The following is an 11330-nucleotide window of genomic DNA, read 5'->3' on the forward strand; positions in this document are numbered from 1 at the left end:
GGAAAGGGAACGCCTGCCGCACGCCCGAAGCGGCTACCGAGCATAGTCGATGCCCTTGTCGCAGATCGTTTTCTATAGCCGGAATCTCGTCAAGCTGACGGGTGGTTCGATGCGCGACATGGTCCGGGACATCCTGGCCTCCTGCAGCCGCTACGATCGCGCGTCCGGCATGACCGGGGCCCTCGTGTTCAACGAGGATTTCTTCCTCCAGGCCATGGAGGGCGAGGCATCGACGATCTCGGAGCAGCTCTGGACCCTGGCGGCGGACAGCCGTCACAGCGGCATGGTCCTCGTCTCGGCCGCCCCGGTGCAGCAGCGTTCGTTGGGGGGATGGACGGTGGGCTATGCCGGCCGTTCGGAGGCCCTCAACGCCCTCTATCTCCAATACGGTCCCACCGCGAAGTTCGACCCCACGGAGATGTCCGCGACGTCCATCATCGCCCTGCTCCGGGCGTTCACGGAGCTCGATGCGAGCCATTTCGTGCAGCGCTCGGGCCAGCCGGGGATCGTGCCGATGAAGCCGGTCGCGCGATAGGCCGATCGCGAACCCGGCTCGCACCGGCGATTTGATCCGCCGCAGCTGCGAACGCCATTTGCGACCTGTCGGATTTTGGTTCATTGAGGCCGCACGCACGGGCCCCGGCGGCCCAACGCCCTTTCTCCCTAATTTCGTCGGGACACACAGTATGGCGACCCCAGAGTTCGACCTGAACGATATCAAGCGCCGGATGCAGGGCGCCGTGAGCGCCTTGTCGAAGGATCTCGGCTCCCTGCGCACCGGACGCGCCACTCCGAGCATCCTCGATCCGATCAACGTCGATGCCTACGGGTCGTCGATGCCGATGGCCCAGGTCGCCACGGTGAGCGTGCCCGAACCGCGCCTCCTGTCGATCTCGGTCTGGGACCGGAGCATGGTCGCTGCCGTGGAGAAGGCCATCCGCGAATCCGATCTCGGGCTGAACCCCCAGACCGAAGGCCAGACCATCCGCCTGCGCGTGCCGGAGATGAACGAGCAGCGCCGCAAGGAAATGGTCAAGGTCGCCCACAAATACACCGAGGAGGCCCGCGTCGCGGTCCGCCACGTCCGCCGCGACGCGCTCGACCATCTCAAGAAGCTCGAGAAGGACAGCGCCATCAGCGAGGACGACGAGAAGCGTCAGGCCACCGAAGTGCAGAAGGTGACCGACCAGCACATCGCCGAGATCGACGGCGTTCTCGCCTCGAAGGAAAAGGAAATCATGCAGGTCTAGGTTTCGGACAGGTATGGAATCGACGGAATCAGGGACGGGGAGAAGCGCGTTGGGTCGCTCAGAGGGCGCGCGTCAGATCGAGGTATCTGCGGCCGGGGATAGGGATGCGGCCGCTGCCACGGTCGGCCTCGCCTCGCGCGATGCCGCGCCATCGGGGTCCGGCCCGTCTCCCGTCACCCGTCCAGTGGCGCCCGCCCACGTGGCCATCATCATGGACGGCAACGGCCGCTGGGCCGCGCGCCGTGGTCTGCCGCGTGTGGAGGGGCATCGCCGCGGCGTCGAGGCCGTCCGCCGCGCGGTCCGCTCCGCGATCGAACTCGGCGTTTCCTATCTGACGATCTACAGCTTCTCCTCCGAGAACTGGCGCCGGCCGCCGGCCGAGATCGCCGATCTCATGGGCCTGCTGAAGCTGTTCGTGCGCCGCGACCTCGCCGAGCTCCACGGCAACAACGTGCGCGTCAAGATCATCGGCGCCCGCGAGGGCCTGAGCACCGATATCGCCGCCCTGCTCGACGAGGCCGAGTCGCGGACCCGCGGCAATACCGGCCTCACCCTGGTGATCGCTTTCAATTACGGCGGGCGCCAGGAGATCCTCCGGGCGGTCCGGACTCTGGCCCAGGCTGTGGCCGACGGGCGGATGAGCCCCGCCGAGATCGGCCTCGAAGCCATCACCCAAGCCCTCGACACCACCGGCATTCCCGATCCCGACCTCGTCATTCGGACCTCCGGCGAGCAGCGCCTGTCGAACTTCCTGACGTGGCAGACGGCCTACGCCGAATACGTGATCGTGCCGGAATTCTGGCCGGATTTCGATCACGCCTGCTTCCATGCGGCCATCGACGAGTATCATCGCCGCGACCGCCGCTTCGGTGGCCTCAGCGGCAAGGCCGGGTGATGGTCTCGCCCGGCGACGCGGCGTCTGCGCCGAGGCGTGGCCCCCTCGGCGGCCGCGAGTTCCAGCTGCGGACCGCCTCAGCCATCGTGCTGGCGACCATCGTGCTCACCACGCTGTTCCTCGGCGGCTGGGCCTTCGCCGCCATCTGGCTCATCGCCGGCATCGTCTTCGCGGGCGAATGGATCACGATCAGCCGGATCGCGCCGCTCAGGCCTACCGTTGCGATCACGGGCCTGGGGCTGGCCGGCCTCGCCCTCTGCCTGCGCCTTGATGCGTCGCCGCCGATCTGGCTCGCGGTCACCGGCGCCGCCCTCGTGGCGCTCCTCGTCACCGTGAGGGATTCCGGCGGGCGGGGCCGCGTCCTCATCGGCTTCCTCAGCGCCGCCGTGCTGGCCCTGGTTCCCCCGGCCCTGCGCGACGACCCGGCCATCGGCATCTTCGGCCCGGCCTGGATGTTCGCCGTGGTCTGGTCCACCGACATCGTCGCCTACATCACCGGCCGGACCTTCGGCGGGCCGAAGCTGATGCCGTCCGTGAGCCCCAAGAAGACGTGGTCCGGTTCCCTCGGCGGCCTTGTGGCGGGCATCGCCGCCGGCACCCTGCTGGTGATGGCCGCGCGCTCGCAGGGGTGGAGCAGTCTGGCGAACGCCCCCCTCGTCGCGGTCGCCATCACGAGTGCCCTCGCGTCCATCCTGAGTCAGGCCGGCGATCTCGCCGAATCAGGTCTCAAGCGTCATTACGGCGTCAAGGATTCGGGCCGTTCGATCCCGGGCCATGGCGGTGTCATGGATCGGCTCGACGGCTTCTTCGCCGTGGCCGTCCTCGCCGGCCTCTATCTCATCGCCCACCGCCTGGCGGTGGTCTGAAGGAATCGATTCGTTGACCCATACCGTCACCATCCTCGGCGCCACCGGGTCCATCGGTCGTTCCACCACCGACCTCCTGGCGCAACATCCCGGGCGCTTCCGGATCGGCGCCCTCGTCGGTGGCCGCGACGCCGCCGCTTTGGCAAAGCTCGCCCGTGAGATCGGCGCAGATTTCGCCGCGCTCGCCGACGAGAGCCAGGGGGCGGCCCTGCGCGACGCGCTTTCCGGCACCGGCATCGCCAATGGGGCAGGCGATAGCGCCGTCCTCGAAGCCGTGGCCCGTGACGCCGACATCGTCGTGGCGGCGGTGAGCGGCGCGGCCGGCCTGCGGCCGACCCATGCCGCCCTGCGCCTCGGCCGCACGGTGGCGCTCGCCAACAAGGAGAGCCTCGTCTGCGCCGGCGATGCGTTCATGCGCGATGCCGCGCGGTTCAAGGCGACGCTGCTGCCCGTGGATTCCGAGCACAACGCCCTGGCGCAGGCTCTCGGAGACGGCCGTGTCTCCGACGTGACCAAGATGACCATCACCGCCTCCGGCGGCCCGTTCCGCACCTGGACGCGGGAGCGCATCGCGGCGGCCTCGCCCACCGAGGCCGCGGCTCATCCGACCTGGTCGATGGGAATGAAGATCAACATCGATTCGGCGTCGCTGATGAACAAGGGCCTCGAACTCATCGAGGCGCATCACCTGTTCGCCATCGAGGCCGAGCGCCTCGACGTGATCGTGCATCCGCAATCCATCGTGCACGGCCTCATCACCTGGCGCGACGGCGCCGTGACGGCCGGTCTCGCCATGCCGGACATGCGCGTCCCCATCGCCCATTGTCTCGGCCTCGGCGACCGCCTGACCATCGAGCGGGGACGCTCCCTCGATCTCGCCGCCGTCGGCAGCCTCACCTTCGAGGCAGCGGACGAGGCGCGCTTCCCCTGCCTGCGCATCGCCCGCGCGGCGCTCGCGGAGGGCGGTGCCGCCCCGACAGTGATGAACGCCGCCAACGAGATCGCCGTGGCCGCCTTCATCCGCGGCGAGATCGACTTCTACGGCATCGCCGAATTGGTGGAGCGAGCCTGCGAGCATTTCGCCCCGGAGTATCGCAGCGCGCCCGCCGACGTGGACGAGGCTCTGGCCATCGACGCCCATGTCCGCGCCTGGAGCGCCAAGGCGCTGCCTTCGGCCGCCTGAGGTCAGCTCAGAATAGGGCGAATCGCGGTTTCGCCGTCATCAGCCAGACGATGGCGAGAATGGCGGCGAAGGCGGGAAAACCGCAGGCGAACCAGATCCGGTACAGCCTGTGATAGCGCGGCGGCAGGGGCATTCCGGATGCCGCCGCAGCCCCGGCGAGATCGCGCAAGGTCGTCTGGATCCTGACGACCGGCAGCCAGAACAAGCCGATGACGACGTAGAGAATCAGCGACAGGGCGATCCATCCCTCGGAGAGGGGCCAGCCCACCGCGCGTGCCAGCAGCCAACCCGTCACCGGTTGGATGACCGCCGCCGTCGCCGTGAAGAGCGTGTCGGCGACGACCACCGTCCCCGCCACATGGGCGATCAGGTCGGGCCGTCCCGTGCGGTGCGCCATCGTCATGAAGAAGGCGATGCCGGCCCCGGTGCCCAGTAGGATCGTCGCGCCGATGACGTGCAGCCAGCGCAGGAGATCGACGTACTCCATCGGGGTCAGCGCTCGTCGGCCAGCGCATAGGCCACGAGGGCCAGCATCGCCCCGGGCAGGGTCTTGAGATAGGCGCCGAGGGGATCGAGCCAGAGGCCGGCGGCGATGGCCGAGCCGAAGAAGAGGTAGATCCCCGTCATCGCCGCCATGCCGAGGGCGGCGAGCGGCATGGTGCGCCTCACCAGGATCGCGGCCCCCAGCGCCAGGTCGACGAAAATCCCGGCGAGCACCGTGACCCGCGCCGTCACCGCATCGATGCCGTGGGCGGTCATCGCCGCCATGGCGGCGTCGAGATGCGTCAGGGCGATCAGGCCCGAGAGCAGCCAGAACAGCGAGAGCGTGGCGAGGATCGCCGGCTTCAGGAGCCAGAGCCGGCCGAACCAGCGTTCCTGCACCCCGGACGGCATCCGCCGAAGGCTCTCCGACAGGGAGGAGAGCGGTGAGCCCGCGACCCGCTCCCAGGCGGTCGGATCTCCGTCGATGCCGGCCTCGATCTGGCGCAGAGCCGTGATGCGGATGGGAGTCCGCCAGCCGAGTCGGCCGACAAGATCGCCCATGCGGAAACCGGCCCGGAGGAGCCAGGACGAGACCGGCAGCGCGAGCGGGGCCGGAGGGCGCCCGAGCCAGGCGCGGTAGGCCGCGACGATGTCCGGCAGGGTGTGGCCTTGATCCTCGACGAGGTCGTACTGCGCCCGTACGGCGATCCCTCCCTCCACCGCGAGGAGGACCGCCCCCGCTACGTCCTGCACATGGACGGTCTGGATCGGCCGGAGAGAGGGCATCCGCGTGAAGGCCACCGGAAGCGACGCCAACCCGCGTATCAGGCCGGTGGCGCCGTAGGAGACGGGCGCGACGACGAGGCCGGGCCTCAGGATCACCCAGTCGAGATCGAGGGCGCAAAGGGCCGCATCGGCCTCGGCCTTGCTGCGCATGAATTCGGTGGGGGCATCGGGCGAGGCTCCCACGGCCGAAACCTGGACGATTCGCCGGATGCCCATCTGCCGGCAGCAGGCGAACAGGGCGCGCATGGCGACCGCTTGGACGGCGCGCACATCGTCGCGCGGGCCGTCCCGCAAGGCGCCCGAGCAGTTCACCACGGCGTCGAACCCGGTGAGGATCGTTGTCCAATCCTCCGGCTCGGCCAGTCTCGCGATGTCGCACGCGATCCAGTCGGCATCGGGGTGACGCCATCGCGCTGACCGGACGTCCCGCCCCAGACCCGTCACCGCATGGCCGGCGGCGAGGCAGCGGGAGACCACCGCCGAGCCGATGAGGCCGTAGCCTCCGAGAACCAGGATTCGCATCTATCGGTGATCCACCGCTCCGATCGCGTCTCGGCCCACCCTTGGCAGGTTTGCCTAAATCAAGCGTGACCGTTCGCGAGGCGGAAACCCGTCAATCCTCGGGCCCGTAGGCCGCGAAGAACACGCGGATGGCCTCGCTCACGCGGGGCGCGATCTCGCCTTGCGTCACCGGACCGCCCGCCGCGAAGAGCAGGCGCGTCAGCAGCCCGGCCTGGCACAGATGCAGGAAGTGCTTGGCGGCGAGTTCCGTATCCGCGCGGCGCAAACGACCCGCCGCCACCTGGCGGTCGAGATAGGCGGTGAGCCGCGCCACCCCCTGTGCCGGGCCGGCCTCGTAGAAGGCCTGGCCGAAGCGCGGAAACTTCTCCGTCGCCCCGATCACCATCCGGATGATCGCCACGTGGTCCGGACGGATCATGTGGACGAGGTAGGTCTCGCCGAGCCGGGTGAGGACCCCGCGCACGTCCGGATCGTCGGCATCGAGCTGGAATAAAGCCTCGGCGAGGCCGCGCTTCTCCTCTAGGGTCAGCGCCTCGAACAACGCCTCCTTGCTGTCGAAATAGACGTAGAGCGTGCCCTTCGACACGCCTGCCGCCTTGGCGATCTCGCCCATGCTGGCGCCGTCGAAGCCCGAGGCCATGAAGACCGAGCGCGCGCCGTCGAGGATCTGCCGACGCTTGTCGGTCTCCGCCGCGTTTCTCGCGCCCGTCCTGTCCGACATCGGAACGTCCCCTCCGCCTGCCACCACCTCTCCCTCCGATTGACCGAACCGTTCAGTCACCCTAACTAGGTGCAATCGACGGCCTCGGTCAATCCGATGCCGAAATTGACCGAACGGTTCGGTCAACTCATTTGTTTCGGGACGGGATCATGTCTCTGCGTGACGATGATGGGCACCGCGACGCGTCCTCGGGGGCGGTTAATTCCGACGATGTCGTGGCGCCGGTGGCCTCGCCGGCGATCCCCGTCGTGGCCGGACCGCCGACCGCGCCGCCGGCCGGAGCGGTCGCGTCACCTCCGAAGCGACGTCCTCTGCGCAAGGCCATCCTGGCGAGCCTCGTCGTCCTCGGCCTCGCCGGCGGCGGTTACAAGGGCTACGAATGGTGGACGGTGGGACGCTTCTTCGTCTCCACCGACGATGCCTATGTCCAGGCCGACATCTCGATCCTGGCGGCCAAGGTTCCCGGCTATCTCGCCGCCGTGCCGGTGATGAACGGGCAGGCGGTGCGGAAGGGCGACGTGATCGCCCGCCTCGACGACGGCGATTATCGCCTCGCCGCCCAAGCCGCGCATGACAAGCTCCTGACGCAGCAGGCCACCATCGCCCGCATCGGCCGGCAAGTGGAGGCCGCGCAGGCCCAGATCCTCCAGAGCGCAGCGCAGATCGATGCGGCCAAGGCCGATTCCATTCGCGCCGCCGCCGATTACGCCCGCCAGCAGCAGCTGGAGAAGGTCGATTTCGTCGCCAAATCGCGGATCGAGCAGGCTCTGGCCGACCGTAACCGCACCGAGGCCACGGTGAAGGGCGCCGAGGCGAACCTCGCCATGATGAAAGCCAATGTCGAAGTTCTGCGGGCTCAGGGCCGGGAGGCGGAAGGGCTCGCGGCCGAACTGAAGACCGCCGAGGACAGGGCCGCCCGAGACCTCTCCTTCACGGTGATCCAGGCCCCCTTCGACGGCGTCGTCGGCAACAAGGCCGTGGAGGCGGGCGCCTATGTCGCGCCGGGCTCGCGGGTCGCCGCCCTCGTTCCCCTGGAGAGCGTGCGGATCGACGCGAACTTCAAGGAGACGCAGGTCGAGCGAATGCATCCCGGTCAGCGCGTCCATATCGCGGTGGACGCCTATCCCGGTCAGGACATCGTGGGTGAGGTCGAATCCCTGTCACCGGCCTCGGGCTCGGTCTTCAGCCTGCTCCCGCCGGACAACGCTACCGGCAATTTCACCAAGATCGTGCAGCGCCTGCCGGTGCGTATCCACGTGCCGGCGGACGTCGCCCGTGAGGGGCTCCTGCGTCCGGGCCTCTCCGTCACCGTGCGTGTCGATACCCGCGACGGGGGCGAGCCCGTCCGCACGGCGTGGCGGCATTAGGGGCCGATCATGGCCGCCACCGCCACCATCGCGCCCGCCGCCGAGCCGCCTCTCGATCGCCGCCGCATGGTGGCCTTCGTCTGCATGGTGTTCGGGATGTTCATGGCCATCCTGGACATCCAGATCGTCTCGGCGTCGCTGGCCGAGATCCAGGCCGGGCTCTCTGCCTCGGGCGACGAGATCCCCTGGGTCCAGACCAGCTATCTCATCGCCGAGGTCATCGCGATCCCGCTCTCCGGCTTCCTGTCGCGGGTGATCTCGACCCGGTGGATGTTCGTGGTCTCGGCCGGCGGCTTCACCCTGATGAGCCTGATGTGCGCGACCTCGACCTCGATCAACGAGATGATCCTGTGGCGGGCGCTGCAGGGCTTCATCGGCGGCGGCATGATCCCTACCGTCTTCGCCTCGGCCTTTACGATCTTCCCGCCCTCCAAGCGCCCCATCGTCTCGCCGATGATCGGCCTCGTGGCGACGCTCGCCCCCACCATCGGCCCGACCGTGGGCGGCTATCTGACGGATGCGTTCGACTGGCACTGGCTGTTTCTCATCAACGTGGTGCCGGGCATCGTCGTCACCGTCTCGACCTACCTGCTCGTCGATTTCGACGAGCCCAACCTCGACCTGTTCAAGCGCTTCGACTGGTTCGGTCTCGCCTTCATGGCCGCCTTCCTCGGTTGCCTCGAATACGTGTTGGAGGAGGGGCCGAACCACGACTGGCTTCAGGACGAGGCGGTCTTCGCCTGCGCCATCGTCTGCGTCGTGGGCGGTGTCGCCTTCTTCTGGCGCGCGCTCACGGCGGCAGAGCCCATCGTCGACCTACGCGCCTTCTCCGACCGCAACTTCGCGGCGGGCTGCATCTTCAGCTTCGTCCTCGGCATCGGCCTCTACGGCCTCACCTATCTCTACCCGGTCTATCTCGGACGCGTGCGCGGCTACTCCGCGCTGCAGATCGGCGAGACGATGTTCGTCTCAGGCCTGTGCATGTTCGCCACCGCGCCCATCGCGGGGCGGTTCTCGGGCAAGGTCGATCCGCGCATCCTGATGGGGATTGGCTTCACCGGCTTCGCCGCCGGCACGTGGATCGTCACCGGGCTGACCAAGGATTGGGATTTCTGGGAATTGCTGCTGCCGCAGGTCCTGCGCGGCTGCTCGCTGATGCTGTGCATGATCCCGATCAACAACATCGCGCTCGGCACGCTTCCGCCGGCGCGGATGAAGAACGCGTCCGGCCTCTACAACCTGACCCGCAACCTCGGCGGGGCGGTGGGCCTCGCCCTCATCAACACCGTGCTCAACGACCGCTGGGATCTGCATCTCGCCCGGCTGCACGAGCGCTTCACCTGGACGAACAATACCGTGCTGGAGCGGCTCGACATGACGCGCCGCCAGTTCGATGCGCTGGGCCTCGACGGCAACGCCATGGCCCTCAAGGCGATGATGAACACGGTGCGGATGCAGGGTCTGGTGATGGGCTTCACCGACGTCTTCCTGGTTCTGACCTTCCTGTTCCTCGCCATGGCCTGCGCGACGCCGCTGATCCGCCGGCCGCGCGCCGCCGCTCCGGCGGGCGGCGGCCATTGAGACGATTGCTCCGGCCGAGCCCTTAACCCTCCACCGAGGAATTCGGGGACGGGCGAGCCGCATGCGACGATCTCGCCGGCCCCGTCCGGTTTGCGTTCGCTCGTCCGCGATCCGATCTGCTATGGACGTATGTTGGCCCCTCGCGAGGCCCTGAGGATCGACGAATGGACTTTCTAGCTTCGATGGGGGGGACGGCCTCCGGCTTCTTCGGGTCGGTGATCCCCTTCGTCATCGTGCTCAGCATCGTGGTGTTCGTCCACGAGATGGGCCACTTCCTCGTCGGCCGCTGGTGCGGGGTCGGCGTCCATGCCTTCTCCCTCGGGTTCGGCCCCGAACTCTTCGGCTTCAACGACCGCCATGGTACCCGTTGGAAGGTCTCGGCGATCCCGCTCGGCGGCTACGTCAAGTTCCACGGCGACGCGAACGGCGCCAGCGTGGCCGATCCCGCCGCCCTCGCGCGCATGACGCCCGAGGAGCGCGCCACGAGTTTCCCGGCCCAGAGCCTGGGTAAGCGCGCGGCCATCGTCGCCGCCGGACCCATCGCCAACTTCCTCCTGGCCATCGCGCTCTTTGCCGGGGCGATCTATGTCTCCGGCCGTTACGAGCTTCCGCCGCGCATCGACGGCGTGATGCCGGGCAGTGCGGCCGAGCGGGCGGGCTTCCAGCCCGGCGACCTCGTCACGTCCATCGACGGGACGCAGGTGACCAACTTCCTCGACATGCAGCGCACCGTCTCCGGCAGCGCCGGCGCCAGCCTCGCCGTCACCGTCGACCGCGGCGGTGAGACGAAGACCCTGACCGCGATTCCCGACGCGGTGGAGGAGCGCACGCCGTTCGGCAAGCACCGCCTCGGCCGCCTCGGCATCAAGGGACCGAACGGCGCCGATGCCCAGGTCCGGCATTACGGCCTCGTCCAATCCCTCGGGCTCGGCGTGTCGGAGACCTATTTCGTGGTCGACCGGACGATGAACTACCTCGGCAAGCTGGTGACCGGGCGCGAATCCGCCGATCAGCTCTCCGGACCCATCGGGATCGCCCGCGTTTCGGGCGAGGTCGCCAAAGTCGGAGGTGTCGGAGGGCTCATCGGCCTTGTGGCGCTCCTGTCCGTGTCGATCGGCCTGCTTAACCTTTTCCCGGTCCCCCTCCTCGATGGTGGCCACCTGTTGTTCTACGCGTTCGAGGCCGTTCGCGGCCGTCCCCTGAGCGAGAAGACCCAGGAGATCGGCTTCCGGATCGGGCTCGCCCTGGTCCTTTTCCTGATGCTGTTCGCCGCCTGGAACGACATCCTGAACCTCGGCGCGTCCTGGTCCGGACGGGGTTCCTGACCCGGCGCCATCGTCTCCGCGGCGCCGCGGAGCGCGTCTCTCGCAAGGCTGTGGATGTCTCCGTAACGCCTTGATCGAGCTCGATAATCGAAAAGCCCGCCCAGTCCTCGGGGCGGGCTTTTTGCTGCAAATTGACGATTGATTCACCTTATCGAGCGATGAACGGGAACCGTTAAGTGACCGGAAGGCCACGTCTCCCCAAAATCCCCCCTACAGCCCAGGTCCGAGCGTTTGCTTCGCTCGGGAAACTCGGTAGAAGCTGAGCTTGGGACCAGGTGACGGGACGGTCGGACAACGACCGCCTGTCTGCGGGTGCAAACCCGGACTGTTAATAAATAGAGACGGGCGATT

At 68.1% G+C, this 11330-nt stretch carries 11 protein-coding genes; 8 read left to right on the forward strand and 3 right to left on the reverse strand.

All coding sequences use genetic code 11. The annotated features are described in order from the left end of the window. Window positions 1–49: 49 nt before the first annotated feature. The 5 genes from FV220_RS01070 (at window position 50) to dxr (ending at window position 4194) form a co-directional block, all read left to right on the forward strand. Window positions 50–535: a BLUF domain-containing protein gene (locus tag FV220_RS01070; RefSeq protein WP_056140523.1), complete on the forward strand. Its 486-nt coding sequence runs from the start codon at window positions 50–52 to the stop codon at window positions 533–535. Window positions 536–686: 151 nt separating this feature from the next. Then, entirely contained in the window at window positions 687–1250 is a 564-nt protein-coding gene (gene frr / locus FV220_RS01075) for a ribosome recycling factor (RefSeq protein WP_018045031.1), read from the forward strand. A gap of 49 nt (window positions 1251–1299) precedes the next feature. Beyond that, entirely contained in the window at window positions 1300–2145 is an 846-nt protein-coding gene (locus FV220_RS01080; protein WP_147829107.1) for an isoprenyl transferase, read from the forward strand. Beyond that, a complete protein-coding gene (locus FV220_RS01085) occupies window positions 2145–3011 on the forward strand; it encodes a phosphatidate cytidylyltransferase (RefSeq protein ID WP_147829169.1) in 867 nt (288 codons plus the stop codon). The genes FV220_RS01080 and FV220_RS01085 overlap by 1 nt, the downstream gene beginning before the upstream one ends. Window positions 3012–3024: 13 nt before the next feature. Further along, complete coding sequence (dxr, locus tag FV220_RS01090; protein ID WP_147829109.1) at window positions 3025–4194, forward strand: 1-deoxy-D-xylulose-5-phosphate reductoisomerase; 1170 nt, start codon at window positions 3025–3027, stop codon at window positions 4192–4194. Between the two features lie 7 nt (window positions 4195–4201). Here dxr and FV220_RS01095 read toward each other — a convergent pair whose 3' ends face one another. From FV220_RS01095 to FV220_RS01105, 3 genes are all read right to left on the reverse strand, one after another. Next, window positions 4202–4681, reverse strand: a complete 480-nt coding sequence (locus tag FV220_RS01095) for a DUF2269 domain-containing protein (RefSeq protein WP_147829111.1) — start codon at window positions 4679–4681, stop codon at window positions 4202–4204. Between the two features lie 5 nt (window positions 4682–4686). Continuing rightward, complete coding sequence (locus FV220_RS01100; protein ID WP_147829113.1) at window positions 4687–5985, reverse strand: SDR family oxidoreductase; 1299 nt, start codon at window positions 5983–5985, stop codon at window positions 4687–4689. Between the two features lie 91 nt (window positions 5986–6076). Continuing rightward, a complete protein-coding gene (locus FV220_RS01105; protein WP_147829115.1) occupies window positions 6077–6706 on the reverse strand; it encodes a TetR/AcrR family transcriptional regulator in 630 nt (209 codons plus the stop codon). A gap of 149 nt (window positions 6707–6855) precedes the next feature. Between FV220_RS01105 and FV220_RS01110 the strand changes: the two genes are divergently transcribed. The 3 genes from FV220_RS01110 to rseP all read left to right on the forward strand — a co-directional run bounded on the left by FV220_RS01110 (window position 6856) and on the right by rseP (window position 10979). Beyond that, window positions 6856–8073 carry an HlyD family secretion protein gene (locus FV220_RS01110; RefSeq protein ID WP_147829117.1) on the forward strand — a complete coding sequence of 406 codons (1218 nt, stop codon included), beginning with the start codon at window positions 6856–6858 and terminating at the stop codon, window positions 8071–8073. A gap of 9 nt (window positions 8074–8082) precedes the next feature. Then, entirely contained in the window at window positions 8083–9654 is a 1572-nt protein-coding gene (locus tag FV220_RS01115) for a DHA2 family efflux MFS transporter permease subunit (protein WP_147829119.1), read from the forward strand. Between the two features lie 164 nt (window positions 9655–9818). Then, window positions 9819–10979, forward strand: a complete 1161-nt coding sequence (gene rseP / locus FV220_RS01120; RefSeq protein WP_026176144.1) for an RIP metalloprotease RseP — start codon at window positions 9819–9821, stop codon at window positions 10977–10979. Window positions 10980–11330 lie beyond the last annotated feature (351 nt).

Source organism: Methylobacterium sp. WL19 (assembly GCF_008040005.1).
In the GTDB taxonomy this organism is placed as follows: Bacteria; Pseudomonadota; Alphaproteobacteria; order Rhizobiales; family Beijerinckiaceae; genus Methylobacterium; species Methylobacterium bullatum.

What these genes read in the sequence shown, in the direction of transcription:
- FV220_RS01105 (WP_147829115.1), bottom strand. Translation starts at nt 6,706, where the DNA reads ATGTCGGACAGGACGGGCGCGAGAAACGCGGCGGAGACCGACAAGCGT.
- FV220_RS01110 (WP_147829117.1), top strand. Translation starts at nt 6,856, where the DNA reads ATGTCTCTGCGTGACGATGATGGGCACCGCGACGCGTCCTCGGGGGCG.
- FV220_RS01115 (WP_147829119.1), top strand. Translation starts at nt 8,083, where the DNA reads ATGGCCGCCACCGCCACCATCGCGCCCGCCGCCGAGCCGCCTCTCGAT.
- FV220_RS01085 (WP_147829169.1), top strand. Translation starts at nt 2,145, where the DNA reads ATGGTCTCGCCCGGCGACGCGGCGTCTGCGCCGAGGCGTGGCCCCCTC.
- FV220_RS01095 (WP_147829111.1), bottom strand. Translation starts at nt 4,681, where the DNA reads ATGGAGTACGTCGATCTCCTGCGCTGGCTGCACGTCATCGGCGCGACG.
- rseP (WP_026176144.1), top strand. Translation starts at nt 9,819, where the DNA reads ATGGACTTTCTAGCTTCGATGGGGGGGACGGCCTCCGGCTTCTTCGGG.
- FV220_RS01070 (WP_056140523.1), top strand. Translation starts at nt 50, where the DNA reads ATGCCCTTGTCGCAGATCGTTTTCTATAGCCGGAATCTCGTCAAGCTG.
- FV220_RS01100 (WP_147829113.1), bottom strand. Translation starts at nt 5,985, where the DNA reads ATGCGAATCCTGGTTCTCGGAGGCTACGGCCTCATCGGCTCGGCGGTG.
- frr (WP_018045031.1), top strand. Translation starts at nt 687, where the DNA reads ATGGCGACCCCAGAGTTCGACCTGAACGATATCAAGCGCCGGATGCAG.